Origin of the sequence: Pseudomonas sp. GXZC (assembly GCF_026967615.1) — a bacterium.
Classification (GTDB): Bacteria; Pseudomonadota; Gammaproteobacteria; order Pseudomonadales; family Pseudomonadaceae; genus Aquipseudomonas; species Aquipseudomonas azotoformans_A.
In genome coordinates this window covers 1009103-1035749 of record NZ_CP114115.1, presented here as the reverse complement: position 1 = coordinate 1035749, position 26647 = coordinate 1009103, and the positions used below count along the sequence as shown (strand labels likewise).

The window sequence follows — 26647 nt, the reverse complement described above, 5'->3', positions numbered from 1 at the left end:
TACACTTCAGCCCATGAAACGTTATCTGCGGTTTTGCCTGATTTTCCTGATTAGCTTGGCGCTTCCCCTCAGTGGGATGGCGGGTGTTCAGACATCGACTGAACCATGCCCGATGAAAACCATGGGCATGGCGATGATGGATGGTATGGGGCAAGATTGCTGCCACGACATGAAAAGTCCCACCGAGCATGGCAAACCTTGTAAGCCGGGTCAGGAATGCAAAACTGGCGGTATGCTGCAAGTCTCGATCATCAAGCCTCCTATCACCTTGTCCAGTCCTCTCGTTCTGCCCTTCTCCAGCCATTTCCCTCTCGTACAAACCCCTTCAGGGGTATGGCGACCGCCCCGTACTTGATTCCTGTACCACACTGAGCCTCATTCCGCGTTAGCGGGATGGCATATCTGCGCGCATGTCTTATGAAGCGCGCGGTGGATCATCACAGGAATCGTGAACATGAACTCCAAGTGCTATTGCACAGGTTGGTCCCTCGTGGCCGGCCTGGCGGTAAGCAGCGTACTGGCATTGCCGAGCCTCGCTGGCGCATTGACACTCGATGAAGCTTTGCGGCTGGCCGAAAACAATGCACCGTCGTTGACCGCACAGGACGCCAAAATTCAAGCAGCCACCAGCGCGGCCATTCCCGCCGGCGAACTACCCGATCCCAAGCTACTGCTGGGCGCGCAGAACTACCCCATTGGTGGTCCCGACAGATGGAGCATCGACCAGGACTTCATGACCATGCAAGTAGTCGGGATCAGGCAGGAGATGCCCAACAGCGACAAGCGCAAAGCACGTATCGAGGCCGCGGATGCGGCTGTTGATCGAGCTTCCGCTGAGCGTCGAGTGACGCGTCTGAACGTGCGCCTGTCCACGGCATTGGCCTGGATCAATAGCTACTCGGTTGAGCGTAAAGATGCGTTGTTCCAGGACTTCTATAAAGAGAACCGTCTTCTAAGCGATACCGTCCTTTCACAGATTGCGGGTGGCCGCGCTCAACCCGCCGATGCGGTGACACCTAAACAGGAAGCTGCTCAACTGGCCGAGCAGCAGGATGATTTAGTTCGCCAACGTGCACAGGCCCGGGCTGCCCTCAAGCGCTGGATTGGCCCTGCCGCCAATGACAAACCGGTGGGCAGCTTGCCTGATTGGCCCATCGAAACCTCTGGTTACTCCCATAAGCTGCAACATCACCCCGAACTAGCGGCTTTTGTGCCGATGACCCGAGAAGCACAAGCCAAGATCCGTGAAGCTGAGGCGGAAAAGCAATCTGACTGGAGCTGGGAATTCGACTATCAGCATCGAGGCCAACAATTCGGTGACATGGTTAGCGTGCAATTTTCATGGGATCTCCCGCTGTTTCCTGACTCTCGGCAAAACCCCAAGATTGCGGCCAAGCACGCCGAACTAAACCAGCTTGAGGCTGAGCGCGAAGCCCTGTCACGCGAGCATACCCAGCAACTAGAGGATGAACTGGCCGACTACGAGCGCCTCAATCGTGCAGTCAACCGTAATCAGGAAAGCTTGTTGCCGCTGGCTAAAGAAAAGGTCGAACTCACCATGGCCAGCTACCGCTCCGGCAAGGGTGATTTGAACTCTGTTGTGGCCGCCCGACGCGAACTCATCGAAGCCCGTCTCAAGCAGATTGACGTTGAAGAGCAACGTGCTCTTACCAGCGCTCGCCTGTATTTCTCCTACGGGGAGTCCGCTCAATGATTTTTAAAGTCTGGAAAGGGACTTTGGTCGTCGGCATCTCGATTGCCTTGGGTGTTGCCGGTGGTTACTGGTTAGCTCAACCGCGAATGAGCGGAGTAGCTGGTGTCGTGCCGGATCAGGAACCCAAAGCCTCTGCCGATCGAAAAGTTCTGTATTGGTATGACCCAATGTACCCACAACAGAAATTCGATAAACCGGGTAAGTCACCCTTCATGGACATGCAGATGATCCCTCAATACGCAGATACCAAGGGGGACAGCGCTGCCATTCGAATTGATCCAAGCCTGACTCAGAACCTTGGTGTGCGACTGGCAAGCGTCAGTCGAGGCGTATTTGCCTCGACACTGAACGTGGTAGGTGTGCTGGCCTTCAACGAACGGGACGTTGCAGTCATTCAGGCCCGTACGGCGGGTTTTGTCGAGCGCGTGTATGCCCATGCACCTGGTGATGTGCTGAAGGCGAATGCCGCCTTGGCAGATATCTTGGTGCCGGAGTGGGCAGCTGCGCAGGAGGAATTTCTCGCCCTCAAGCGTATTGGCGATGCTGGCTTGCTGACAGCGGCCCGTCAGCGATTGCGGCTTACCGGAATGCCAACTTCGTTAATTGCTCAAGTTGAGCGCAGTAGCAAGGTTCAGCCGAACCTGACTCTGACCACCCCTATTGGTGGTGTGCTTCAAGAACTGAGTGTGCGTGAAGGTATGACGGTGGCCGCAGGCGAGACGCTGGCTCGTGTTAATGGTTTGAGCAGTGTCTGGCTGGCCGTGGCTGTACCAGAGTCGGAAGCTGGGTCAATCGTCGTAGGACAAGCAGCTGAAGCGCGTTTGTCCGCGTTCCCTGGAGTTGTGCTCAAGGGCGTCGTTAGTGCGATTCTTCCGGAAACCAGTTCGGACAGTCGCACACTTCGCGTTCGAGTCGAGTTACCCAATCCGGATGGTCGACTCAGACCAGGTTTGACCGCACAGGTAAGCCTCAACCGTTCGACGGAGCAAAGTGTTTTGTGGGTGCCGAGCGAGGCTGTCATTCGTACCGGTCGACGTGCGTTGGTGATGCTCTCTGAAGACGCTGGTCGATATCGCCCGGTGGAGGTGCAGTTAGGACAGGATAACGATGGCAAGACGGCTATATTGAAAGGCTTGGAAGAGGGGCAGAAAGTGGTGACCTCTGGCCAGTTCCTGCTCGACTCGGAGGCCAGTCTCAAGGGCGTTGTCGCAAGCTCATTGGACGTTTCGCCATCTACTGTAACCGTCGGAGCTTTGCATGAGGCCGATGGTCAGATCGTTGAGATCAACGACAAAGAAGTCACGCTCGCCCACGGTCCCTTCAGAACATTGGGTATGTCAGGCATGACGATGACTTTCCCTCTCGCCGCTCCAGCTCTGATGAAGGATCTTAAAACGGGCGACAAGGTTCGGATTGCTGTCAGCCAGACGGATGATGGTCTGCGCGTTGAGCGTCTGGAACGCTCTGGGAGCCAGCCATGATTGCGGCCCTTATTCGCTGGTCGGTGGCCAACCGCTTTCTTGTGTTGCTGGCGACGCTGTTCGTAACGGCATGGGGTATCTGGGCGGTTCAAAGTACGCCCATCGATGCATTGCCAGACCTGTCGGATGTTCAGGTAATTATCCGTACACCTTATCCAGGCCAAGCCCCACAGATCGTCGAGAACCAGGTGACCTATCCATTGGCAACCACCATGCTCTCAGTGCCTGGGGCCAAGACTGTGCGCGGTTATTCCTTCTTTGGCGACAGCTTCGTTTACGTGCTGTTCGAAGACGGAACTGACTTGTACTGGGCCCGCTCGCGGGTGTTGGAGTACTTGAGCCAGATACAGAGTCGCCTTCCGGCCAGTGCCAAGCCCGCCTTAGGACCTGATGCCACAGGGGTTGGCTGGATTTTTCAGTACGCGCTGGTTGATCGCAGCGGTGGGCACGATCTGGCGCAACTGCGAGCCCTACAGGATTGGTTTCTCAAGTTCGAGCTCAAGACACTGCCGAACGTTGCGGAAGTGGCCACTGTGGGTGGCATGGTCAAACAGTACCAGGTCCAACTCGATCCGCTTAAGTTGGCGAACTTGGGTATCACGCAGTCTGAGGTGACCGAGGCGATCGGCAAGGCCAATCAGGAAACCGGTGGGGCCGTGCTGGAAATGGCGGAGACAGAGTTCATCGTACGAGCTTCCGGCTACCTGAAGACGCTCAATGACTTTCGCGCTATCCCACTCAAACTGGGCACGGGCGGTGTGCCGGTCACCCTGGGCGATGTTGCCACGATTCAGTTGGGGCCTGAGATGCGTCGAGGCATCACCGAACTGGATGGCGAAGGTGAGACTGTCGGCGGCGTGGTGATTCTGCGCAGCGGTAAGAATGCTCGTGAAACCATTGCGGCGGTCAAAACCAAACTCGACGAGCTGAAAAGCAGTTTGCCGGCCGGGGTAGAAATCGTCACCACCTACGACCGCAGCAAGTTGATTGATCGTGCCGTGGAAAACCTCAGCCACAAGCTGATCGAAGAGTTCATCGTCGTCGCGTTGGTCTGCGGGATCTTTCTCTGGCACCTGCGCTCATCCCTGGTAGCAATTATCTCCCTGCCAGTGGGGGTGTTGATTGCTTTCATCGTCATGCGCTACCAAGGCATCAATGCCAACATCATGTCCTTGGGCGGGATCGCCATCGCTATCGGCGCCATGGTCGACGCCGCAGTGGTGATGATCGAGAATGCCCACAAGAAGGTAGAGGCCTGGCACATGGCCCACCCAGGGGAAGAACTCAAGGGTGAGCATCACTGGCACGTGATGACCGAAGCGGCTGCCGAGGTAGGACCTGCATTGTTCTTCTGTCTGCTGATCATCACCCTGTCGTTCATTCCGGTGTTCACGCTGGAGGCTCAGGAAGGACGTCTATTCGGTCCATTGGCGTTCACCAAAACCTACGCTATGGCCGCAGCGGCTGGACTGTCGGTAACTCTCGTACCGGTGCTGATGGGGTATTGGATTCGTGGACGAATTCCCAATGAGCAACAGAATCCGCTAAATCGCTGGCTGATCCGGATCTACGAGCCCGCTCTGGACGCCGTATTACGTCGACCCAAAGTAACCCTGCTGGTTGCGTTGCTGGTCTTTGTCAGCGCGTTGTGGCCGATCTCTCGTCTGGGTGGTGAGTTTCTTCCCCCGCTGGACGAGGGGGACCTGCTCTATATGCCATCAGCTCTGCCGGGATTATCGGCTCAGAAGGCCGCGCAACTGCTTCAACAGACTGACCGTCTGATAAAGACAGTTCCAGAGGTAGAACACGTATTCGGAAAAGCCGGCCGCGCTGAAACCGCGACTGACCCCGCACCTTTGGAAATGTTCGAAACCACCATCCAATTCAAGCCGCACGAGCAATGGCGGCCAGGCATGACCCAGGAAAAGCTCGTGGAGGAGCTGGACCGAGTGGTGCGTGTCCCAGGCTTGACCAACATCTGGATACCGCCGATTCGTAACCGCATCGACATGCTGGCTACCGGTATCAAAAGCCCGATTGGTGTGAAAGTTGCCGCTACCAACCTGACGGAGATCGATGCCGTAACCCAAGCCGTCGAACGTGTGGCCAAGGACGTGCCAGGTGTCAGTTCAGTGTTGGCCGAACGACTGACCGGTGGCCGCTATATTGACGTAGATATAGATCGTAACGCTGCGGCCCGCTATGGGTTAAATATTGCCGATGTGCAGTCGATCGTGGCCGGCGCAATAGGCGGTGAAAACGTCGGGGAGACGATTGAAGGGCTGGCTCGTTTCCCGATCAACGTCCGTTACCCTCGCGAGTGGCGTGACTCACTCGGTGCCCTGGAGCAGTTGCCGATCTACACACCTTTGGGTAGTCAGATCACCCTTGGCACTGTGGCGAAGATCAAGGTCAGCGATGGTCCGCCGATGCTCAAGAGTGAGAACGCACGACCTTCAGGCTGGGTGTATATCGACGTGCGTGGCCGGGACATTGCCTCCGTAGTCGCCGATCTACGCCGGGTCGTCAGTGAGCAGGTTAAGTTGCAGCCCGGCATGAGCCTGAGCTACTCAGGTCAGTTCGAGTTTCTCGAAAGGGCCAACGCACGACTCAAACTGGTGGTGCCTGCCACGCTGTTGATCATCTTCGTGTTGCTCTACCTGACATTTGCACGCCTTGATGAGGCTTTGCTGATTATGGCCACGCTGCCATTCGCTCTCACGGGCGGGGCATGGTTTCTCTATCTGTTGGGATTCAACCTGTCGGTTGCCACTGGGGTTGGCTTTATCGCCTTGGCCGGCGTTTCTGCCGAATTTGGCGTAATCATGCTGCTCTACCTGAAGAACACCTGGGCTGAGCGTGAAGACCTTGGCGACAGCACTGAGCGCGGGCTGGTGGCGGCGATTCGTGAAGGCGCTGTGCAACGCGTGCGGCCCAAAGCCATGACCGTGGCCGTAATCATTGCAGGCCTTTTACCTATCTTGTTGGGCAGCGGTACTGGTAGCGAAGTGATGAGCCGTATCGCCGCACCCATGGTCGGCGGCATGGTCACGGCCCCCTTGCTTTCCCTGTTTGTCATTCCGGCAGCCTATTACCTGATACGACGCCGGCGCCTCTTAGCTGAACCTGATAAGGAAGTTAATACGTAAATAGAAAATGTAGAAAACGAGGTCGCATTTGCTGCCTAGTTTTTTAAAGCATCAACTGCTTTTTGGACATCTGGAAACTCAGCCATATCTGTCTCCCTACCTGGCGCTAGGGTTTGACCGCCAACTGCCTCGAGAAAGAGCGGCGAGGACTCTGATGTTTGTGGTTTTCAGGAAAAAAGTATTGATATTAGCGAGTTTATGTCTTTTGCATAAATTCGCTAATATCGTTACATACGTTGTTGCCAGCGCTATTACTCAGCGGTGCCTACCAGGATAGCGGTCAACGTCACCGCTCTGTTCGATGAGCCAATAGAGGCCTCCTGCTAAAAGCCGACTCAGCATTAATCGTCCTCAAATCTCCCTTGAAATTGAGTTAAATGACCTCAATATGATTTTATCTGGCCATCATTATTTTGCATCATGGATGTTTTTCGGGGATAGGTCGCGAATGGCAGAGCAAGAAGAAACTAAGCCCGTGAACGGACGTTTCAACACTAATGATGAAACGAAGCGGATCGTATGGATTCAGACAGCTGGCCATTGTTGGTACCCACATCCAAGGCGACAAGTCACCCCGTCCACCACCAGCTCCACGAACAACGGAAGATCATCATGCTCAAACCACTGCCCTTTCAGGCTCACATCGAATTACAGGTTTACGCGGCGACGCCAGAAGACGGCAGAGTGCGCTGAAGGCAGCGTTTGAGCAACTGGCTCAAAATACTCCTCAAAGCCATACCGTGTTGAAGGATCGTAAAGCAGGGTTCACCTTCAGGGTCACGGCGATGAACCTTGACGACAATAAGCCCAGCCCTGCCATTCCGCCCCAAGTTTAAGGGAAAAGTCCGCTGCATCCACAAGCCCGCAGGTGTGGGCTAAGCCTGTACGAGTAATCGAATGGAACGCAGACGCTGCGTACTGATACCTAGGAAAACATACAGTATTTTTCACTACTTATTCATAGGAACTTTGCAACCCCTGGAAAGCATGCTCAGAAAAACAAAATTTATGGGAAACCTATTTCCTAATGTGATCGATGTACCGGTTTGAGAAGGTGGCCTTGTTTTCGCGCGAGGACGCCCATGAACTTACCACGCCCTACCCGGACCACAGTGCTACTCAGTATCTGCCTTGTCATCATGGCCGGGATGCTGAGTTATCAGCATCACCAACTATCCAATCTCAGTACTAGCCTTGCGTCGACCGCAGACAAAGACTCACTCGACGCGCTTCTTGCGCGACTGGGCAAAGTCGACGAGCGGCTTGATATGGTGGATGGAAAGCACCTTGTATCCAATGAGGATTTCCGTTCCGGACAGCAGGCGCTATCGAACCGTATTGATGCAGCGCAGGCCTACGCTAAGCAAGCGACCGAAACAGCCAAGGAAATCTCACAAAATGCCGCGTCTACAGGGGAGCTAGTAGCGCTCAAGGCCAGCGTCGAAACGCTTGATAGCCGTGTTCACGAAATAAGCCAATCCCAGATCAAGCAACCTACCGCAGCTCCCTCCAAGCCCAAAGCAGTTGTCCGCAAACCACCTCCCGTTCAAAAGCCCAGCACTAGCGTCGTTACGCCGAAATCGCCCCCGTTCACCGTTATAGGCATCGAGTACCGGGGCGGTGAACGCTTTTTGTCCGTAGCACCGCCAGGCAGCACACAGTTAAACCAGATCTACCTAATTCGTCCTGGTGACGCAGTGGCGGGTACTGAGTGGCGCCTCAACACACTGGACGGCAGATCAGCACGCTTTGACGTGGCTGGAAAACCGCAAACCGTAACCGTCGCGCAATAGGACCTCTTTTATGTATTTCCCAACGCCCATATCAGAAAAGCCGAGATCCACGAGCGCCTCGCGGCTCACTACAGGCTTGGCTATCCTTGCCTTTGCCTATGGCTGCCAGGCTGCTCCGGAACACGCTGCGTCAACTACAAACACTCAAATCAACGAGCTCGGCATCCAGAATCCCTCCCAAGGTGCCAGTCAGACAGAACTCGCCCGCGAGTGGGGGTTAACCCCCCAAGAGTGGACCCGTTATCAAACGGTTATGGCGGGACCGCGCGGGATCTATTCGCCAGGACTGGATCCGTTGACCGCGCTTGGCATCGAAGCCAAATCGGCTGAAGAGCGCAGACGGTACGCAGAACTACAGGTGCAGGCCGAGCGACAACGTATCGATAAGGAGCTTGCCTACCAAAGAGCTTATGACCAAGCCTTTGCTCGCCTCTATCCCAATGAAAAAGTCATCCAAATATCATCAGGCCCGACATCTCCCGCAGGCTCTGGCACCACCACAGCTCTAAAAGGTACAGGGCGATTAGCCGTTTTTGTTCAAGACAGCTGCACCGCCTGCATTGCTCGAGTGAAAGACCTTCAGACTCAGAAACAACCCTTTGATCTGTACTTCGTGGGTAGCCAAGGTGACGACGAGACCATTCGCCGTTGGGCGATCCTGGCAGGCATCGAGCCAACTAGCGTGCGCAACCGACAGATCACACTGAATCACGACGCCGGCCGCTGGCTCGGCCTTGGACTCGGCGGCGAGCTACCAGCTGTGGTGCGCGAGGTGAATGGGCAATGGCAGCGTCAGTAGTACGCGCAGTGCTGGCTGGCTTTCTTCTAATTGGCGCTGCAATGGCTAACAGTGCAGAGGTCCCGCCACCGGCCTATCAATTGATTGCGTTGCCTGCCGGAGTTCCATCCGAGGTGCTCTATTCAGTCGCACTGCAGGAGAGCGGTACGCGACTGCGTGGCCAGATCGTGCCCTGGCCATGGACGTTAAATGTCGCCGGTGCCGGCTACCGCTTTGCGACCCGTAGCGATGCATGCAGGGCACTGATGCTTGCGATTCAGACCGCTGGCCCCAATCGGGTCGACGTCGGTCTAGGGCAAACCAATATCGGTGCCAATGGCCATCGTTACAGCTACCCCTGCGAAGGACTGGATCCTTACAAAAACCTTTCGGTTACGGCTCAGATCCTGGCCGAGCAAAAAGCCAAAGGCGGAGATTGGATCACGGCCGCTGGCCGATACCACCGCCCGGCCGGCGGCGAACCTGCTGCCCGCTACCGCCGCGCATTTGCCCAACATCTTAGCCGGGTCACCGGCATCAACCTGATGGCGAACAACCCATGAATGGACTGTTGAGTTTCGTGCTTTTGCTGTGCTTGGCCACCCCAATTGTGGTGAACGCAAGCTCGTTGATTGTGGTTGAAGACCGGGGCGGTGTATCCGCCCTGCCCTACTACCAAGACTTAGCACCTGAACTTACCGCGCAATCCACACCAATCGAAACTATGGGGGTACGTGGCCATGGGTCTTTTCCCGTGCGCTCAGACCAGCTTGTCCCCGGCCAAGAGCAGGGCCGGGTTATAAACGCGCCAGGCCTACAACCTCTTTTCCTGGTGGGTGACGATGAAATGTCCAGAGCCTGGCTGACTCAACGCCGTGAGCAACTGCTGCAGTTGCAAGCGGTAGGTCTGGTAGTGAACGTGGCCAGTGCCGAGCGATTTGCAGAGGTACAACGATGGGCAGGCGACCTGCAGATGGTTCCAGCGCCGTCAAACGACCTGGCGCAGCGCGTTGGAATCAAACACTACCCACTGCTCATTACTGCAACAGCCATTCAGCAGTAGGAGACAGGGATGCCGCCACCTCAGTCACTCACCGTGGTGATCAGACAACCGGAAGATCCGCGAACTTGCCAGCTGATTTTGGAGCAAGTGACCTACGTGGTTTGGCTTTATGGCGGCCGCGTGACGTCCACAGAACAGGGTGACGCCATCGCTATGCGCGAGAAGCTAGCCGACCGAATACCGGAACATGAGCTAGCACTGGTGAAACAGGAGCTGGAAGAGCAGTTCCCCTTAAAACTCAATAAGCTTTAAAGGCACGCAACCATGGCCAGCCCCTTCACTATCGAGTCATTGCTTCGTCCTGCCGTCGAGCTTTACACGGTCTTGGTTTGTGCTGCTGCAGCGCTGCTTTGTATTTTCGCGCCCTGGGCGTTTGCACTGACGCCTTTATTTGGAGTGGTTGCCGCTACTGGCTTTTTAGGTCTTGGGTTTGTTCGCCTGAAGCAGGCCCTGATGGTATTGCGCTACCGACGCAATATCCGGCGCCTCCCCCACTACACCATGACCAGCAAAGAAATTCCGGTCAGCAACGAGCGGCTTTTTATAGGCAAAGGCTTTCGCTGGACTCAAAAACATACCCAGCGCTTGATGGACACTTACCTCCCCAAATATGCCGAGTACGTCGAGCCTACCTCGACCTACAACTGGGCAAGGCGGCTTGAAGAACGATTGGAATTCGCCCCCTTCCCACTCAAGCTTCTGGCAAAGGCTACCGCTTGGGACGTGCCATTGAACCCGGCGCGTCCACTTCCACCGGTCGGCGGCCTACCGCGCTTACACGGCATAGAACCGAACGAAGGTGACGTCAGCTTGCCATTGGGTGAACGTGTTGGGCACTCCCTGGTGTTGGGTACTACACGAGTGGGCAAAACCCGCCTGGCCGAACTGTTTATCACCCAAGACATCAGGCGCACCCGCAGACGGCCCCGCCGGCGCGTTCAGATGGGGCGCCGTGTTCAGCCTGTTCATCGGAGCCCGCGCAGCGTCGATAAAACTGATGAGATGAACCTTGATCGCGAGGTGGTTATTGTCTTCGACCCCAAAGGCGATGCCGACCTCCTGAAACGCATGTACATAGAGTGCAAGCGTGCCGGCAGACTGGATGAGTTTTACGTATTCCATTTGGGCTGGCCCGACCACTCCGCTCGTTACAATGCCGTTGGCCGATTTGGTCGGATCTCAGAGGTGGCGACCCGGATTGCCGGTCAACTATCAGGAGAAGGCAACTCGGCCGCGTTCCGCGAGTTCGCCTGGCGTTTCGTCAACATCATCGCACGCGCTTTGGTGGCCCTCGGACGTCGACCGGACTACGAGCAGATCCTCAAGCATGTGACCAACATTGATGCGCTCTTCATCGAGTACGCACAGAAGTACTTTGCTGAGCATGATCCGAAGGCCTGGCAAACTGTGGTCGAATTGGAAGGCAAGATCGATCGTAAAAACCTCAGTTTTGCTATGAAGGATCGACCGCTGAGAGTAGTGGCCTTGGACATGTACCTCACTCAGCAACGCATCTCCGATCCTGTGATGGAAGGCCTGCGATCAGCGGTACGTTATGACAAAACCTATTTCGACAAGATTGTGGCCAGCCTGCTACCACTGCTGGAAAAACTGACCACGGGGCGTATTGCTGAGCTGCTTTCTCCAGACTACATGGACCTTGAGGACCCACGACCAATCTTTGACTGGATGCAGGTCATCCGCAAACGGGCGGTGGTCTATGTCGGTCTGGATGCCTTGTCCGATACAGAGGTGGCTGCGGCAGTGGGCAACTCCATGTTCAGCGATCTGGTGTCAGTCGCGGGCCACATCTACAAATTCGGCATCGATGATGGTTTGCCCGGGGCAAGCGTTGGGAAGGTGGCGATTAACGTGCACGCCGACGAGTTCAACGAACTGATGGGCGATGAGTTCATTCCGATGATCAACAAAGGCGGCGGCGCCGGCATGCAGGTTACGGCCTACACCCAGACCATGAGCGACATCGAGGCCAAAATCGGTAACCGCGCAAAAGCGGGCCAAGTCATCGGTAACTTCAACAACCTGTTCATGTTGCGTGTTCGTGAAACCGCCACCGCCGAGCTGTTGACAAACCAGTTGCCCAAGGTCCAGGTGTTCACCAGCACACCGGCCAGCAGTGCCAATGATGCGATCAATGGCAAGACCGCTTTCACATCCAACACCCACGACCAGATCCAAAGCGTCAGCGTGCCGATGATCGAACCGGCGCACGTCGTTGCGCTGCCCAAGGGGCAATGCTTTGCCCTGATCGAGGGCGGCAACCTGTGGAAGATTCGTATGCCGTTGCCGGCAAACGATCCCGATGAAGTCATGCCCAAGGATCTTCAGGCATTGGTTGAAGGTATGCGCAAAGGATCCGGAACGAGCAACGATTGGTGGCAAGCGCCGGGTTATGAAGCATTAGGCGAATCGCTTCCAGATGATCTGGTCAATGATTTCCGCAAGTTGGCCACCGACGAGAAAGTCGCATAAGCCTGAAGGAGCAAGGCCATGGCCGATATCGCGGAAAAAGCCAAGCAACAGCAGGAAGGTCAAAAAACCTTCCTGGGCATGCTGTTCTCGGCTCCCTTTCACTTCCTGGGGGTGATGTTCGGCTCCCTGCTGGGCGCCGTCATCGTTGAATGGCTATGCATGTACGTGTTCTGGCCTGATGCTGGCTGGAAACATGCCCAGCAGATGTTCCAGCATGAATTGAGCAGGCTATCCCAAGACTTGCTACAGAGCGTTGTGATCAAAGAACCTGGACGCACAGCTACGTGGCTGGCAGAAACCGTGTATGACTGGCTGATGGTGAAAACCGGCCTGCAGGACAACATCAATGCACTAACCCAGTACGCCCGATCCATATCGCAACAACAAGCAGGCACCTTCAATCTCCGCTACGAGCTCGGCCGAGTCATGATCAAGTTCCAGGACTACGGCTTGGCTGCCCTGTATACCGTGCTGACCTTCTGTGTACGGATGGTCATCCTGACACTGACACTCCCACTCTTTGCACTGGCAGCGTTCACCGGTCTCGTCGACGGTCTGGTGAAGCGTGATCTGCGAAAATTCGGCTCCGGCCGGGAGTCCAGTTACCTGTATCACAAAGCGCGGGGGACGATCATTCCACTGACTATCGTGCCCTGGACGGTCTACTTGGCCATCCCCATCAGTGTCAGCCCACTTTTAATTCTGTTGCCCTGCGCAGTGCTGTTGGGCGCTTCCGTCTACATCACTGTCTCAAGTTTCAAAAAATACCTTTAGGAGCTGCCAATGCAGTGGACTCAAGAACAGCAGCCTATTATCCATTCAAGAGCTGACAAGTTACTGGTCCAGGCTTTTGCCGGTACCGGCAAAACCACCACATTGGTGGGCTACGCCACCCATCACGCCTCAGTGAAAATGCTGTACCTCTGCTACAACAAATCCGTTGAACTTGCGGCCAAGGGCCGCTTTCCTCGCAGCAACGTAGTGTGCAAGACCGCGCATGGCCTCGCATACGCAGTCTATGGCAACCAGTACGCCGCCAAGCAGACAAACAACTTGCGCCTGACTGATATCGCCAGAGCCGTCAACACGCAGGACTGGGAGCTCGTGCGGGACGTCCTCAGTACGCTAAACAACTTTATGGCCAGCGCCGACGACGAGCTGGGAAGCGGGCATTTTCCTAGGTTCCAAGAGCAAAGAATGCTCACCAGTGCCCAGGAGCGAAACCTGAACAGCGCGCTTACCGTGGCCAGCACCGTCTGGAACCGCATGATCGATCCTCAGGACACCGGAATGTCGATCACCCATGACGCTTACCTAAAGTTGTATCAGCTAAGCAAGCCCGACCTGTGCGAACGTTTTAATGCGATCCTTCTCGATGAAGGTCAAGACGTGAACCCGGTTATTGCCGACATTGTAAAAATACAACGGATCCGCAAGGTGACCGTTGGCGATCCCCATCAGCAGATCTATCGCTTCCGCGGCGCCGAAGACGCGCTCAACAGCGATTGGATGGCCGGTGCCGAACGCCATTACCTGACCCAAAGCTTTCGTTTCGGCCCAGCGGTCGCTCATGTGGCCAACATCATTCTCTTCTACAAGGGGGAAACACGAAAACTGCAGGGGTTAGGGCCCAACACACTGGTAAAACGGGCGCTGCCTGAAGATTTACCGCATCGCACGTTTATCCATCGCACCGTTACTGGCGTTATCGAGAACGCCCTGCTCTTGGTCGCGATGAACCCCAAAATCTTCTGGGTTGGTGGTATCGACAGCTATTCGCTGCGCGACCTGGAAGACCTTTACATGTTCAGCAGAAACCGTAATCAAGAAGTCCAGAACCGCAAGCTGCTGCGGGATTACCGAGACTTTGCGCAGTACGTAGAAATTGCTGAGGTAAGCCAAGACAGTGCGATGCTGCGATCGATCAAGATCATTGCGGCATATCCAGACCTACCTCAGCGAATTCAAACCCTACGCTCCCGGTCAGTGGATAACGAGCTGGATGCCACGCTGACGCTTACGACTGGGCATAAATCTAAAGGACTGGAGTGGGACTTTGTCAGCCTATATGACGATTTCACGGCTGACCCTTTGTCCGCAGATATGGATCAGGGACGTCGAGATGATGAGCTGAATTTGCTGTACGTGAGCGTGACGCGGGGAATGAAGATTCTAGCGTTGAACTCGATGGTGCTGTCGATCATGCAGCGCTATGTAGATGCTCGTACCTCTCCAACCCAACCTCAGAAATCATCTGCTTAGCAAAAAACTATTTCTGATTGCTGGCACGCACTGAGAGTTGAAACCCTGATAGCTCCGAACACTGAGGACGTCGTCATGGGCCGGCAGAAATTTGAATACCATACCGAATTCTCCCCGTTGGGCTACCTGACCCGAACCAAAAAAGTCCTGATGTTCAAATCTGAAGAACCTACGACCGAACCTGATATTCAGGGGTTTCTACAGAATCTTGGGCATCAACAGCGCCTATTAGAACTTGGTAAAGAGGGCTGGGAACTGGTCAGTGTTCAATCAGTCATCAGGGGTGACGTCAAAATCGGTAATCAAAATGCCCAAGGCTGGGCCTACGGCATCGCCTTGCCTTCGGGCTTTCTGATGTTCTTCAAACGCGCTATCCATAATGACTGATGGGTTCGCCCCGGTTTGAAGAAATCCTTCAAGCTCTGAATATGGTTTTCTTGCGGCGTGGGCTGGGATGAAAACGGCAAGCTGACGGCATCAGGAATTACCAGAGCCCAGCCGTGATCCAGTATCCACGCCTCACTGCACTCACTTGCCGACTTGCCTTAGCAGGCCTCATTGCGCTTTTTGGATTGGGTTTGCCTATCCCCTATGTAGCGGCTGCCTCGGCCTCCGAACAGGCCAATCTGGAAGTGATGATCCGCCAGTTAAATGCCTTGGAGGACACCGCACGTCGTAGCGCTCAGGTGGCAGACGAGCCAGGCAAGCGCTACTTCTTCGATTACCAACGCCTGGCCGGCGATATCGCGCAAATTCGCCACGGTCTTGAGGGATACCTGACCCCTAGCCGAGCCCAGCCACGTGATCCGGTGGAGCTTTCCGGCCAATACACGGCTGAAGGACACAAGCCATGAGCATGAATGGCGCTCAAGCGTCCGCCTTTCAAGCTGCGGGAGGATTCCCCGCCTCGTTGAGCTACCTATTTTTCGTCGGCGTGGCCGTGGCAATCGTTTTCTTGTGGGGGGCCTGGGCCGTCTGGAGCTGCTACCGAGGGTGGGCCACCGGCAATCTTGACCGGACGATTGCTTCGACGTCGGTTGTTCGCATCCTGCTCCTTTGCATGATCCTCACCACGTTTGTTCTCAGTTAACTCTATCGGAGATTCACCATGCCTTTGCTCTCAAAAAAACGCAGATTGCTGATCAGCATTCTTGCACTCCCTCAACTGGCCATGGCTGCGCTGCCCCAGTCTCAGCCCCCCACACGCGGCGAAGGCTCCAATCTGATGCAAACCATGCAGAACTACGCCTTTGACGGCTTTTCTCTGCTCGGTCTCATCATCTGCGCCGTCATTTTCAGCGGGGTGGCCTGGCATGCCTTTGGCACCTACCACGAGATCCAGCACGGCAAAAAGAAATGGATGGACTTAGGCGCTACCGCCGCTGTCGGTGTAGCCATCTTGGGTGTCGCCATCTTCCTGGTCACTAAGGCAACAAACATTCTTTAAAGAGCCTTGGCCATGACAGAACTCTCTGACGATGGAACGCTTATTTTCCTACCTGTGCGGCTAAACAATCAGCCAGTCATCATGGGTGGTCTCACCGCCGATGAGATGTGGGCCACCCTAGCGCTCAGTGCAGGCACCGGGCTGGTTGTTGGTGTTCTGGCAGCGATCCTGACCCACATCTGGGCGCTTATTATTGCCGCTGCCATGCTCTTCGCGGTCCTCGGACTGACTCTTGCGAGTCGCTTTTTAAGGCGTTGGAAACGTGGTCGACCCGATACCTGGCTATACCGGCAAATGCAACTGAACGTCGCACGATATCTTCCTACCTGGAACAAGGCCCACCTGATCACACGCACGGGTGCGTGGACCTGCCGTAGAACGGGGGCTGAATGACTTATCGAAAAAAAGTGGACGCCCAACTGTCCCATATCAACAGCCTGCGCCTGGTCATTGGCCTGCTGATCGCTCTCGGTCTTTACATGGCCTACGGCTGGCAGAGCGCACCGCGTGATTTGACTATCCATGTACCGCCTGACCTCCGGTCGGGCAGCACCCGTCAGTGGTGGGATGTCCCCCCAGAGTCTGTGTATGCCTTTGGGTTGTATATCTTCCAGCAAATGAATCGTTGGCCCGTCGACGGTGAAACCGACTACGAAGACAACATCGCACGCTTGAGTGGCTACCTGACGCCCAGTTGCAAAGCCTATCTGCAAAAAGACTTCGAACTGCGCCGCAACAGTGGGGAGTTGCGCAAACGCGAGCGCGGTGTATTTGAGATTCCTGGCCGAGGAATTGACGATAAATCAGAACAACATATTGAGCAGCACAGCATTAATGACTGGACGGTGAATCTGGATATCACAGCTGACGAGCACTACGGCGGGGAACGCGTGAAACGCGCACTGGCTCGTTATCCCCTGCACATCATTCGATCCGATGTTGACCCCGAAAAGAACCTCTTTGGCTTGGCTTGGGACTGCTACAGCGGCAACCCTCAGCGCATCGAAGTTTCCGCAGAACCTGTCCGATCAGGAGGTAAATGATAATGCGCCGGCTGCTGATTATCGGACTGCTCATGCTGAACTTCTGCGGGATGGCCAATGCCGTTGAGATTTTACGCTGGGACCGAATTCCACTGGCACTGCCCTTGATCGTCGGCCAGGAACGCATTGTTTTTGTCGACCAAAATGTTCGAGTGGGTCTTCCCCGGAATTTGGTCGATAAGCTTCGAGTACAGAGCACGGGTGGCGCACTGTACCTGCTGGCCAAAGAGCCCATACCTCCGACTCGCCTGCAGCTCCAAAATATGAGCAGTGGCGAAATTATGCTGGTGGACATCATTGCAACAGAAGGCAAACCAAATCAGGCCGCCCCCGAGCCTGCAAAAATTGTTGCCGGTGAAGGTCCCTCGCCTCGTTACGGGCAGCCCAGCTCTAAGCCGACGAGCAGCCGCGCTCCGGCCTCCACGTCGCAGCACAACGTTCAAGAAGAGGATCCGCCGACACCGCGCCGTGAGACGCCACTCCCTGTGGTCATTACACGTTATGCCGCACAGATGCTCTATGCCCCTCTACGCACCGTTGAGCCTGTAGACGGTATCGCCCAGGTAAATCTTAAGCGGGGCCTGAACCTCACCACTTTGCTACCGACGTTACCGGTCGAGGCCTCGGCTTTAGGAGCATGGCGGTTAGACGACTACTGGGTGACGGCAGTGAAACTGCGCAACACCAGCTCTCAGCACCTTGCACTGGATCCTCGGGATCTTATGGGGGACTTCATCACGGCGACGTTTCAGCACCCTTACCTCGGCACCAAGGGTGATGCAAGTGATACCACAACGGTCTATCTGGTGACTCGTGGCCACGGTTTGGCCGAGTCGTTGCTGCCGGCGGCCGTAAGCCAGATCGATCCGAAAGGAGGTCGCCGTGAAGAGTAACCCGCTGGTTAAATTCCTGGTCATCCCGTTCGCGATCCTGGCGTTATTCGTGGTGGTCAAACTATTCAGTAAGGGCAGTTCTGAGAAACAGGCTCAGACTCCAGATACGCTCGTGCTCAGTACGGGTGAAGCCAAAAAGCTTGGCGTTGACGGCGATACACCCGGCGACACCCTGCGCACCATTGTTGTGGAAAGCAGACAGCTTAAAGACCAGGTCTCTAATGCGCTCAAGAACAATGATGAGTTGAAGCAACAAAACCTTGAGCTACAAAGACGATTGCAGTCGATCAACGACAACGTCGACAGCAAGCTGCAAAACGTCCAGCAAACAATGAAACAGGAGTCACAACAACAAAGCCAGACCATCCTGGATACGCTGCAGCAGCAATACAACACCCTGAGCAGCAAATCTGTTGGCAGCGATTCGTCTGGATCGGATTTGCCGATCGGATTCGGTGTACAGCCAGGTGATGGGCAAGACTTCAAAGGAGCGCCTGGACCGGATGTCGTATGGATCGAGCCGCAGGACGGTACCCCTGTCGATATCAATGGGAAGCCCATTGCGGCCGGCTCCAATCAAACCGCCTCGGGATTCAACTTCCCAACTTCCTTTGGCGAGTCAGTAGACCGTGGGCAAAATGCTCTGCGAACGGGAGCCCAGAACGTTGCGAATGAGATCTCGCCACAGGAGGCCCGAAAACAGGTTCGAAAGGTCTATACCCTGCCACAGAACTCCACACTGATGGGTTCTGTCGCGATGTCCGCGCTTATTGGCCGCGTGCCTATCGACGGCACGGTCAACGACCCCTACCCATTCAAGGTGCTGATCGGCCCGGACAACCTGACGGCAAACGGTATCGACTTACCCGACGTCGCCGGCGCAGTGGCCAGCGGTACAGCGTCCGGCGACTGGACCTTGTCTTGCGTACGCGGGCAGATCAAAAGCCTGACCTTTGTTTTCAACGACGGCACCGTACGCACGCTGCCACAACCTCAAGAAGAAACGAACGGCAGTCAGAACGGCAATAACCAGAATAATGGCACCCAAACAACCATCCAGGGTGGTCTGGGCTGGATCAGCGATGCCTACGGTATTCCCTGCATCAGTGGCGATCGTAAAAGCAACGCCTCGCAATACATCGGTTCCCAGGTATTGATTACCGCTGCCGGCGCCGGCGCTGCCTCCCTAATCAAATCGGATGGAAACAGCAGTTCATTTATCAATCCGCAGTCCGGAACCATCGGTTCCGTTGGGGGCTCAGGCAGTGACGCCATGGGCAAGATCATTGGCCAAGGCGTCAATGATGTGTCCAGTTGGGTGAACAAGCTCTATGGGCAAGCCTTCGCGGCGGTGTACGTGCAGCCAGGCGCCAAAGTTGCCGTCCACCTAGACCAGCAGCTAACCATCGATTACGAACTCCAAGGCCGCAAGGTCAACTATCGCTCAGGAGCCCGTCATGCCTCGACTTCGCTTGACTAATAAGGCCTTAAAACCAGCGGCGTATCTAGCCATCGCCTCTTTCATCGTTCTCGCAACTGGTTGCTCCACCAGCAAGGACGAACTGCTCCCCCATGGCGACAACACGATGATGGACGTCTGGGATCAAGGTGCCAATGGTTCAGGCAATAGTACGAGTAGCCGACAGTTGCTCGATGCGCGCCAAGACCTCCGGCGACCTCTGGAGGCGGATGTAACAAACAACGCCAAATTCACCCGCACAGCCCAAAACGAGATCTACAGCCAGTTCAAGCGCCTGCCCAATCCGGACCTGGTCATGTATGTCTTTCCCCATTTAGCGGGCTCAGACCCTGCACCGATTCCAGGGTACACAACCATATTCCCACTGTACCAGCGCGTGCAATACGCCATGCCCGGTGAACGCACGGAGGCCTATTAATGAGGTTTTTTGAGCGGTTTAAAACACGACGTGGCTCAGACAGAGTCGAGCCGGACCTCGCCGCTAATGCTACCGAGCATGTCGACGTGCAGGCATCAGCGACTGAATCTTTGGAGGCAGCGACCGAGCGCTATTTCGCACGCCTGGCTGCCATGGGCATTCCCTCGCCGAGCGACTGGCGTAATCCAAAGAAAAAACCAGCTACTACTGCAGACGTCGACCGGATGTACGACGTGAATCCCTCATTTGTGGATCTTCTGCCGTGGGTGGACTATCTGCCGGCGGAAAAAGCCATACTGTTGGAAGATGGCATTTCTCGTGCTGCATTCTTCGAGCTGACGCCGATAGGAACCGAAGGTCGAGACCCCGACTGGTTGCGCAAAGCCCGGGATGCCCTGGAAAACGCCCTGCAAGACTCTTTCGATGAGCTGGAGACTTCCCCGTGGGTTGTGCAGCTGTATGCTCAGGACGAAACCAGTTGGGACAATTACCTGCAGCAGTTGCACGACTACATTCAACCCCGGGCACAGGGAAGTGATTTCACCGAGCTTTATTTGAAGCTGATGAAGCAGCACCTGGAAGCCATTTCTAAGCCGGGCGGGCTGTTTGAAGACACTAAGGTCAGCCAACTGCCTTGGAGGGGCCAGCAACGCCGTGTCCGCATTGTTGTGTATCGACGTACACAAGGGGCACAAGCGGACGTGCGCGGCCAAGCACCGGCCCCCTACCTAAAAAACATCTGTGATCGCCTGGCAGGCGGGCTGGCAAACGCGGGCATCAAGACTCATCGCATGGATGGCCACGCTATACGTCACTGGTTGATTCACTGGTTCAATCCACGACCTGACCATCTTGGCCCGGCAGACGCTGATATCCGCCGTTTCTATGAGGTGGTTTGCAAGCAAGTGCCGGCAGCGGAGGAAGGCGAGTTACCGCTGGCCAGCGGGACCGACTTTTCGCAAAACCTGTGTTACCGCGAACCGCTATCGCACACTGAGAAAGGCTTGTGGTACTTCGATGGTCTGCCCCACCGCGTGGTGATGCTCGATCGCCTGCGCGAAGCGCCCAAGACAGGCCATCTGACCGGAGAAACACGCAAGGGTGGTGATGCGCTCAACGCCCTGTTCGACAAAATGCCAGAGGACACCATTCTCTGTATCACCCTCGTGATCACTCCGCAGGACATCCTTGAAGGCCATCTGGAACAGCTCTCACGCAAGGCCGTTGGTGATACCCAGGCGTCGATCCTGACCCGCGAAGACGTTGCTGTCGCACGCCAGTTGCTTGGCCGCAAGCACAAGCTTTATCGAGGCAGCGTAGCGTTTTACCTACGCGGGAAAGATGACGTGGAGTTACAAGAGCGCAGTTTGCAACTGAGCAGTGCCTTGCTGGGAGCGGGCATGGAACCCGTGGAGCCTCGGGATGAGGTTGCGCCCTTAAACTCGTACCTCAGATGGTTGCCCGGCAATTTTGATCCCAATGAGCGCAAAGCACTGGAGTGGTACGCGCAACTGATGTTCGCTCAACACATTGCGAACCTGGCCCCCATCTGGGGAAGGTCGACCGGAACGGGACACCCTGGAATCACCTTGTTCAACCGAGGTGGAGCGCCGATCACCTTCGATCCGCTGAACAAGCTAGACCGCCAGATGAACGCGCATCTGTTCATCTTCGGCCCCACGGGTTCAGGAAAGTCAGCCAGCGCAACGAATATCCTTAGTCAGATCGTTGCCATCTATCGGCCGCGACTTTTCATCGTTGAGGCCGGCAACAGTTTTGGTCTGCTGGGTGACTTTGCCAAGAAGCTCGGTTTGACGGTTAACCGTGTCCGGCTTGCACCAGGATCAGGCGTCAGCTTAGCGCCCTTCGCCGATGCTGAAAAACTCATTGAGCCCACCGCAAACGTCAAAACTCTCAAGGCTGATGACCTCGAGGCCTCGGACGAACACCTGGCAAGCCAAACCGAAGACGAACAGCGCGACATTCTGGGTGAAATGGAAATTACAGCCAGGCTGATGATCACTGGCGGGGAGGATAAAGAAGATGCGCGCCTTACCCGGGCTGATCGCAGCGCCATACGCCAATGCATTCTCAATGCGGCACAAAAGTGTGTCGCCGAACAACGCATTGTGCTTCCCGAAGACATCCGTGAGGCACTGCGAGAGATGGGGCATGAATCGGGTATACCAGCTGCTCGAAGCTCACGCTTCCTGGAGATGGCTGAAGCCTTGTCCATGTTCTGCATGGGCACAGAAGGCGACATGTTCAACCGCCCAGGTACGCCATGGCCAGAAGCGGATATCACCATTGTGGACTTGGCCACGTATGCCCGTGAAGGCTACAGCGCACAGATGGCCATCGCCTACATTTCGCTGCTCAACACGGTCAACAACATCGCAGAGCGGGATCAATTCAAAGGCCGTCCCCTGATCTTCTTCACAGACGAAGGCCACATCCAGTTGAAGGTTCCACTACTGTCACCCTACTCCGTAAAGATCACCAAAATGTGGCGAAAGCTGGGAGCCTGGTTCTGGATGGCCACTCAAAACGTTGATGACGTGCCCCCAGAGGCCTCGGCTCTCCTCAACATGATCGAGTGGTGGATCTGCTTGAATATGCCGCCTGATGAGGTGGAGAAGATCGCACGCTTTCGGGAACTGACCCCCGCTCAGAAGTCGATGATGCTTTCCGCACGCAAAGAAAGCGGGAAGTTTACCGAGGGCGTAGTGCTTTCCAAAAGCATGGAAATGTTATTCCGGGTGGTACCGCCTAGTTTATACCTGGCCCTGGCCATGACAGAACCGGAAGAGAAGAAACAACGCTACGACATCATGCAGTCCAAAGGCTGCAACGAGCTCGATGCGGCCATTGAAGTTGCCGCAACCCTAGACCGCTATCGCGGTATCGAACCTCACATCATCACTTTCCCCGAGCAAGTTACGGCCTTGGAGCGCCAAGCATGAGAGCATTAAATTCCCTGACCCAGAATCTGATCGAAAGTCTGATTCACCTACTTGAACAGCCCGGAGAGGACGCCCTTCACACCCTGGAAGTGTGCGCTCCAGTATTGATAGAGCAACTGCAGCAGGTCGTAGTACGAGCGGTGGATCGTCGCGACGTCGAGTCCCAGCTTCAAACGGTGTTGGCCAACTGGCTTAGGCAGCATCCACAACCCGAGGGTGCTGAGACCGCGCTTCTTGAAGCCCTGCGTAAACAAGCGCTTCTTTCATCGAAGTTAGTTGAGGCTGGGGCATGACTCCCCCTCGCTTTAAAAGCGTGGTAGTAATACTCCTGTTATTAGGCGTCACGCTGGCCTGTATTCCCTTCATTCGAGATGAAATAAAAACACCAAGTTACACAGGTCCCTGGGTGTATGGCTCGCCCAATGCTCGTTGGACTGTGACAGAGTTTGCAGATCTTGAGTGCCCCTACTGCAAGACGTATACGCCGGCGCTGAAGAGTTGGATTCAGCGGCAGAAAGATATAAACATGCGGTGGCACCATCTGCCTCTGGATTTTCACGGCCCGATTGCAGTACACGAAGCTCAGGCAGTTGAATGCGCAGGGAAGTTGGGCGGGACTCAGGCATTCTGGCAAGCCATCGACCAGACCTTTGAACGCACACGCAGCAACGGTCAGGGTTTCAATGGTCATCTCGACGTCGATGGAGTTGATCAGCAAGACCTGGCGGCCTGTATCGCAAGCGACAAACAAATCGCTCTGCGCATTAACCAGCAAATCGGTGAAGCCAGCAAAGCAGGTGTCTCAGCAACACCTACTTTGCTGGTCAGAGACAATATGACAGGCCGGTCCATAAAGCTTGAAGGGCCCGCTGATGGGGTGCTTTTGCTATCGGCTATAGACTGGTTAGCTCAGAAAGCAGATGCACGTCAGGAGTTGATCAAATTTGATCAACCGAGATAGCCGTGATACCATTCACTCCAAGAATAGCCCCCACGCCTCGGGCAGGTCCATGACCTGTACTGCGCACCAGGGGGTTAGTTTTTTCTAGACTCAAAAATCCCCCTCCCATAAATGCCAAGCAGGAAGCCATGGCATGCCGCATGCCCGGATCAGTTTCCATAAACCTGCCAAATCCCCGAATGCCCTCCTGCGTCACATGCAGCTCAAAGGCTTAGACACACGAAAACAGACAGCTAAAGCCCTGCAAGCTCTCGAGTTCATTGGGTATCACCGGCTGCTCATTTATATGCGCCCCCTGCAAAATCCGCAGAAGCGTTTCTTTGCCACTGTCCAGTTCGACGACATCCTGCAATTGTATGACTTTGACCGTCGCCTACGGTTGGTTTTTCTGGATGCGATTGATCGAATTGAGGTCGCGTTTCGCTCCGCCATAATCAACACCTTGGCTTTACACAAGGCATGTGGCCCACACTTCTATCTAGATGCAATTCACTTCAATGATGGTCAGGCCCATCGCAATCTTCTGAAACAGGTTCTAGGTCTGCGTGACAGTGGCAATGCGTCACTTAAGCATTACTACGACACATACAATACACCAGCTCTACCGCCGGTTTGGACCGTGCTCGAAGCAATGACAATTGGCCAGCTATCTCGTCTGTTCAGCGATCTGCATCTGGATCACCGCAAGATGATTGCTGCTAAATTCAGCTACGACGAATCCGTATTATCGACATGGCTACAGAGCTTAACGTTACTTCGCAACGTCTGCGCCCATCATGGCCGACTATGGAACGCGTCGATCACGGCAGGCGCTCCAAAGTATGCGAAGGCCATCGCTAATGAGTTTCCACCCCACCAAGATCGAGGTCGGGTTTTTGCCAGAGCTGTGGTAGTTCAGGCTTTGCTAGCAAAGATCGATCCGACCTCCGATTGGAAATTTCGATTCAAGCACTTGATAGCAAGCCTGCCTATGACCGCACTGGCCAAGGCTGGCCGGACCACGGCTGATCTTGGGCTTGTTGCTGGCTGGGAAAACCATCAATTCTGGTCCTAGTTTGCTCCGCTAAACAGTTGGAGGCACATCGGCAAATCGCTCTTACATGCGTTGTTTATACCCAATGGCGTCAGTTCGAATTGGGGGCACCAAGTGCAGCAACTTTGATACCCCTCGTCGGGATCCACCTTCTGGACGATGCCCCCTACATGATAGAAACGGGAAGGCAACTTTCGCCTGAATTCAGCACTGGCAAATACCTCTCCCCCCCTAACTCCTATTTCTTAATGCATGCAAGACCACCATCCGGTTTTCTGTACCTGAACTCATATCAGGTACGGTGCCATGCTCCAGATCCTTACCCACCTTAGCGAAACTCGGCGCTGGCTGCTCCCGCTGCTACTGCTCTTGCCAACTGCTTCCCACGCAGAGACGTGGGTCATTACCAATCAGGCGCATCCGGTAGCGGCGCCCTCCGGCACTCGCATCATTCTTTTGGATGATCAGCAACGTCTTGAAGAGCAACTATCCCGGGTACTGCCTGCCGATCCGCGCCAGGCTGAAGCAAAGATCCAACAGTACCTGGCCAGCCCTACAGGCCAACTTCTGCAGCGCGACCTGGCCCAGGCGCAACAAGGGGTCACTGACGCTTGGAGTCTAGGGATTGAAAAGCTCCCAGCCGTGGTCGTTGATCGTCGCTACGTCGTCTATGGCGAGCCGGACGTGGCCAAGGCCGTAACTCTGATTGATCGAGCAAGGAGCCTGTCGCGATGAGGCACTCACGCTTCCGGATCAGACCATTGTCGCTGGCTATCACTTTCAGTTTGTCCTTCAGCGCATCAGCCGCAATCAACTCGGCAGCGATCATTGCATCGACCCTGTCGCCAACGTGCCTGGAGTACAAGGTGGTCGGCATTTGCTATTGGCTGCTCTGTACGCCTTTCGGCTGCAAAGTCAAAACCTCGACCAAGGTGCGTCACTACGTGCCAGACGCGGTGGTGTCCGCATACTCAAATACGGGGGCTAATCCTTGGATAGAAATGTCATCCCTTGGCACACCGAACGCGATGGCTCAGGCAGGCAATGACGGCACCACCAACCACGTCGCAGAAAACAACATCATCAAGTTCAAAGAAGCCGATGTCATTGGCCATCCCGGAGGCGCGACGTTGAGTCAGTTCGCAAGCGCCTCGGGCTACGTTTGCAAGGGTGCAACATTACCGCTTGTGCCCTACCTCCTTAGTACCCTTGACCCCATTGCCTGGCGGTACGGTGTACCCGAGTCCGTATATCCAGAGGCACTAATTCCAGGGATGCGTGAAGTCGGCAGTCTGCTCACAGCAAATAGCTGGGGGAATGTTTATCCACGCAGCGGTTTTCTCAACCAGACCGATGATTACAAGACCGGCGCAGTGATTGCGCAGCGTGCCGGCGACGTGGTCACCCGCCCAGGCCAGGTACATGTCTACTTGCCGATGCTCGCCCTTCCCTACCCCGGCTACTGGCCTGCAGGGCCGCTACGCGAAGGTGACGCCTCCACTGGCAAGTGGCAAGAGCTTACCCCAGTCCTCAACCCGACTTGCGCAACCTTTCCCACCATCGGCCCGAACATCGATGCGCAGGATGGTGGTTACGCCTGGGCGCTCTGGCGCCCGTATTCGTGCTGCCAGCGTCGTGGCCAAACCTTCCTCGGCAGTACGGACTTCCAATGAATT

Annotated in this window: 27 protein-coding genes; all 27 read left to right on the top strand. The window is 55.4% G+C overall.

What is annotated here, in order from left to right; translation table 11 throughout:
• Positions 1-13: 13 nt before the first annotated feature.
• Positions 14-355 carry a hypothetical protein gene (locus tag OZ428_RS04830; RefSeq protein ID WP_133074755.1) on the top strand — a complete coding sequence of 114 codons (342 nt, stop codon included), beginning with the start codon at positions 14-16 and terminating at the stop codon, positions 353-355.
• 99 nt (positions 356-454) lie between these two features.
• Positions 455-1714 carry a TolC family protein gene (locus OZ428_RS04825; RefSeq protein ID WP_269132825.1) on the top strand — a complete coding sequence of 420 codons (1260 nt, stop codon included), beginning with the start codon at positions 455-457 and terminating at the stop codon, positions 1712-1714.
• On the top strand, positions 1711-3195 hold the full coding sequence (locus OZ428_RS04820) for an efflux RND transporter periplasmic adaptor subunit (protein WP_133074757.1): 1485 nt from the start codon (positions 1711-1713) through the stop codon (positions 3193-3195). Before OZ428_RS04825 ends, OZ428_RS04820 begins: the two co-directional genes overlap by 4 nt.
• Complete coding sequence (locus OZ428_RS04815; RefSeq protein WP_133074758.1) at positions 3192-6344, top strand: efflux RND transporter permease subunit; 3153 nt, start codon at positions 3192-3194, stop codon at positions 6342-6344. The genes OZ428_RS04820 and OZ428_RS04815 overlap by 4 nt, the downstream gene beginning before the upstream one ends.
• A gap of 1082 nt (positions 6345-7426) precedes the next feature.
• Positions 7427-8137, top strand: a complete 711-nt coding sequence (locus OZ428_RS04810) for a methyl-accepting chemotaxis protein (protein WP_133074760.1) — start codon at positions 7427-7429, stop codon at positions 8135-8137.
• Between the two features lie 10 nt (positions 8138-8147).
• Positions 8148-8936, top strand: a complete 789-nt coding sequence (locus OZ428_RS04805) for a TIGR03759 family integrating conjugative element protein (RefSeq protein ID WP_133074761.1) — start codon at positions 8148-8150, stop codon at positions 8934-8936.
• The gene (locus OZ428_RS04800) at positions 8921-9478 is read left to right on the top strand and encodes a lytic transglycosylase domain-containing protein (RefSeq protein WP_133074762.1); all 558 of its coding nucleotides are present in this window, start codon (positions 8921-8923) and stop codon (positions 9476-9478) included. Before OZ428_RS04805 ends, OZ428_RS04800 begins: the two co-directional genes overlap by 16 nt.
• Positions 9475-9978, top strand: a complete 504-nt coding sequence (locus OZ428_RS04795; RefSeq protein ID WP_133074763.1) for an integrating conjugative element protein — start codon at positions 9475-9477, stop codon at positions 9976-9978. The genes OZ428_RS04800 and OZ428_RS04795 overlap by 4 nt, the downstream gene beginning before the upstream one ends.
• A 9-nt stretch (positions 9979-9987) precedes the next feature.
• Positions 9988-10230, top strand: a complete 243-nt coding sequence (locus OZ428_RS04790) for a hypothetical protein (RefSeq protein ID WP_133074764.1) — start codon at positions 9988-9990, stop codon at positions 10228-10230.
• Positions 10231-10242: 12 nt separating this feature from the next.
• A complete protein-coding gene (traD, locus tag OZ428_RS04785) occupies positions 10243-12471 on the top strand; it encodes a type IV conjugative transfer system coupling protein TraD (protein ID WP_133074765.1) in 2229 nt (742 codons plus the stop codon).
• A gap of 18 nt (positions 12472-12489) precedes the next feature.
• The gene (locus OZ428_RS04780; protein ID WP_133074766.1) at positions 12490-13245 is read left to right on the top strand and encodes a TIGR03747 family integrating conjugative element membrane protein; all 756 of its coding nucleotides are present in this window, start codon (positions 12490-12492) and stop codon (positions 13243-13245) included.
• A 9-nt stretch (positions 13246-13254) separates the two neighbouring features.
• Positions 13255-14733 carry a UvrD-helicase domain-containing protein gene (locus tag OZ428_RS04775; protein ID WP_133074767.1) on the top strand — a complete coding sequence of 493 codons (1479 nt, stop codon included), beginning with the start codon at positions 13255-13257 and terminating at the stop codon, positions 14731-14733.
• 75 nt (positions 14734-14808) lie between these two features.
• The gene (locus OZ428_RS04770) at positions 14809-15120 is read left to right on the top strand and encodes a hypothetical protein (protein WP_133074768.1); all 312 of its coding nucleotides are present in this window, start codon (positions 14809-14811) and stop codon (positions 15118-15120) included.
• 170 nt (positions 15121-15290) lie between these two features.
• Positions 15291-15587 carry an integrative conjugative element protein, RAQPRD family gene (locus OZ428_RS04765; protein WP_269134157.1) on the top strand — a complete coding sequence of 99 codons (297 nt, stop codon included), beginning with the start codon at positions 15291-15293 and terminating at the stop codon, positions 15585-15587.
• Entirely contained in the window at positions 15584-15823 is a 240-nt protein-coding gene (locus OZ428_RS04760) for a TIGR03758 family integrating conjugative element protein (RefSeq protein ID WP_133074770.1), read from the top strand. The genes OZ428_RS04765 and OZ428_RS04760 overlap by 4 nt, the downstream gene beginning before the upstream one ends.
• Before the next feature lie 18 nt (positions 15824-15841).
• A complete protein-coding gene (locus tag OZ428_RS04755; protein WP_133074771.1) occupies positions 15842-16180 on the top strand; it encodes a TIGR03745 family integrating conjugative element membrane protein in 339 nt (112 codons plus the stop codon).
• Between the two features lie 12 nt (positions 16181-16192).
• On the top strand, positions 16193-16573 hold the full coding sequence (locus tag OZ428_RS04750; protein WP_133074772.1) for a TIGR03750 family conjugal transfer protein: 381 nt from the start codon (positions 16193-16195) through the stop codon (positions 16571-16573).
• The gene (locus OZ428_RS04745) at positions 16570-17223 is read left to right on the top strand and encodes a PFL_4703 family integrating conjugative element protein (protein WP_133074773.1); all 654 of its coding nucleotides are present in this window, start codon (positions 16570-16572) and stop codon (positions 17221-17223) included. Before OZ428_RS04750 ends, OZ428_RS04745 begins: the two co-directional genes overlap by 4 nt.
• Positions 17223-18116: a TIGR03749 family integrating conjugative element protein gene (locus OZ428_RS04740; RefSeq protein WP_133074881.1), complete on the top strand. Its 894-nt coding sequence runs from the start codon at positions 17223-17225 to the stop codon at positions 18114-18116. Before OZ428_RS04745 ends, OZ428_RS04740 begins: the two co-directional genes overlap by 1 nt.
• On the top strand, positions 18106-19596 hold the full coding sequence (locus OZ428_RS04735; RefSeq protein WP_133074774.1) for a TIGR03752 family integrating conjugative element protein: 1491 nt from the start codon (positions 18106-18108) through the stop codon (positions 19594-19596). Before OZ428_RS04740 ends, OZ428_RS04735 begins: the two co-directional genes overlap by 11 nt.
• Entirely contained in the window at positions 19574-20014 is a 441-nt protein-coding gene (locus OZ428_RS04730; RefSeq protein WP_133074775.1) for a TIGR03751 family conjugal transfer lipoprotein, read from the top strand. The genes OZ428_RS04735 and OZ428_RS04730 overlap by 23 nt, the downstream gene beginning before the upstream one ends.
• Positions 20014-22977: a conjugative transfer ATPase gene (locus tag OZ428_RS04725; protein WP_133074776.1), complete on the top strand. Its 2964-nt coding sequence runs from the start codon at positions 20014-20016 to the stop codon at positions 22975-22977. Before OZ428_RS04730 ends, OZ428_RS04725 begins: the two co-directional genes overlap by 1 nt.
• A complete protein-coding gene (locus OZ428_RS04720) occupies positions 22974-23270 on the top strand; it encodes a hypothetical protein (RefSeq protein WP_133074777.1) in 297 nt (98 codons plus the stop codon). The genes OZ428_RS04725 and OZ428_RS04720 overlap by 4 nt, the downstream gene beginning before the upstream one ends.
• Positions 23267-23938: a DsbA family protein gene (locus tag OZ428_RS04715; protein ID WP_133074778.1), complete on the top strand. Its 672-nt coding sequence runs from the start codon at positions 23267-23269 to the stop codon at positions 23936-23938. Before OZ428_RS04720 ends, OZ428_RS04715 begins: the two co-directional genes overlap by 4 nt.
• 133 nt (positions 23939-24071) lie before the next feature.
• A complete protein-coding gene (locus OZ428_RS04710; protein WP_133074779.1) occupies positions 24072-24992 on the top strand; it encodes an Abi family protein in 921 nt (306 codons plus the stop codon).
• A 285-nt stretch (positions 24993-25277) separates the two neighbouring features.
• Positions 25278-25706, top strand: a complete 429-nt coding sequence (locus OZ428_RS04705) for a TIGR03757 family integrating conjugative element protein (protein ID WP_133074780.1) — start codon at positions 25278-25280, stop codon at positions 25704-25706.
• A complete protein-coding gene (locus OZ428_RS04700) occupies positions 25703-26644 on the top strand; it encodes a TIGR03756 family integrating conjugative element protein (protein ID WP_133074781.1) in 942 nt (313 codons plus the stop codon). Before OZ428_RS04705 ends, OZ428_RS04700 begins: the two co-directional genes overlap by 4 nt.
• Positions 26645-26647 lie beyond the last annotated feature (3 nt).

Coding starts and splice junctions, on each gene's coding strand:
- OZ428_RS04755 (WP_133074771.1), top strand. CDS start 15,842: ATGCCTTTGCTCTCAAAAAAACGCAGATTGCTGATCAGCATTCTTGCA.
- OZ428_RS04805 (WP_133074761.1), top strand. CDS start 8,148: ATGTATTTCCCAACGCCCATATCAGAAAAGCCGAGATCCACGAGCGCC.
- OZ428_RS04820 (WP_133074757.1), top strand. CDS start 1,711: ATGATTTTTAAAGTCTGGAAAGGGACTTTGGTCGTCGGCATCTCGATT.
- OZ428_RS04830 (WP_133074755.1), top strand. CDS start 14: ATGAAACGTTATCTGCGGTTTTGCCTGATTTTCCTGATTAGCTTGGCG.
- OZ428_RS04790 (WP_133074764.1), top strand. CDS start 9,988: ATGCCGCCACCTCAGTCACTCACCGTGGTGATCAGACAACCGGAAGAT.
- OZ428_RS04705 (WP_133074780.1), top strand. CDS start 25,278: ATGCTCCAGATCCTTACCCACCTTAGCGAAACTCGGCGCTGGCTGCTC.
- OZ428_RS04795 (WP_133074763.1), top strand. CDS start 9,475: ATGAATGGACTGTTGAGTTTCGTGCTTTTGCTGTGCTTGGCCACCCCA.
- OZ428_RS04715 (WP_133074778.1), top strand. CDS start 23,267: ATGACTCCCCCTCGCTTTAAAAGCGTGGTAGTAATACTCCTGTTATTA.
- OZ428_RS04725 (WP_133074776.1), top strand. CDS start 20,014: ATGAGGTTTTTTGAGCGGTTTAAAACACGACGTGGCTCAGACAGAGTC.
- OZ428_RS04750 (WP_133074772.1), top strand. CDS start 16,193: ATGACAGAACTCTCTGACGATGGAACGCTTATTTTCCTACCTGTGCGG.
- OZ428_RS04745 (WP_133074773.1), top strand. CDS start 16,570: ATGACTTATCGAAAAAAAGTGGACGCCCAACTGTCCCATATCAACAGC.
- OZ428_RS04720 (WP_133074777.1), top strand. CDS start 22,974: ATGAGAGCATTAAATTCCCTGACCCAGAATCTGATCGAAAGTCTGATT.
- OZ428_RS04760 (WP_133074770.1), top strand. CDS start 15,584: ATGAGCATGAATGGCGCTCAAGCGTCCGCCTTTCAAGCTGCGGGAGGA.
- OZ428_RS04730 (WP_133074775.1), top strand. CDS start 19,574: ATGCCTCGACTTCGCTTGACTAATAAGGCCTTAAAACCAGCGGCGTAT.
- OZ428_RS04710 (WP_133074779.1), top strand. CDS start 24,072: ATGCCGCATGCCCGGATCAGTTTCCATAAACCTGCCAAATCCCCGAAT.
- traD (WP_133074765.1), top strand. CDS start 10,243: ATGGCCAGCCCCTTCACTATCGAGTCATTGCTTCGTCCTGCCGTCGAG.
- OZ428_RS04775 (WP_133074767.1), top strand. CDS start 13,255: ATGCAGTGGACTCAAGAACAGCAGCCTATTATCCATTCAAGAGCTGAC.
- OZ428_RS04780 (WP_133074766.1), top strand. CDS start 12,490: ATGGCCGATATCGCGGAAAAAGCCAAGCAACAGCAGGAAGGTCAAAAA.
- OZ428_RS04810 (WP_133074760.1), top strand. CDS start 7,427: ATGAACTTACCACGCCCTACCCGGACCACAGTGCTACTCAGTATCTGC.
- OZ428_RS04770 (WP_133074768.1), top strand. CDS start 14,809: ATGGGCCGGCAGAAATTTGAATACCATACCGAATTCTCCCCGTTGGGC.
- OZ428_RS04815 (WP_133074758.1), top strand. CDS start 3,192: ATGATTGCGGCCCTTATTCGCTGGTCGGTGGCCAACCGCTTTCTTGTG.
- OZ428_RS04700 (WP_133074781.1), top strand. CDS start 25,703: ATGAGGCACTCACGCTTCCGGATCAGACCATTGTCGCTGGCTATCACT.
- OZ428_RS04800 (WP_133074762.1), top strand. CDS start 8,921: ATGGCAGCGTCAGTAGTACGCGCAGTGCTGGCTGGCTTTCTTCTAATT.
- OZ428_RS04825 (WP_269132825.1), top strand. CDS start 455: ATGAACTCCAAGTGCTATTGCACAGGTTGGTCCCTCGTGGCCGGCCTG.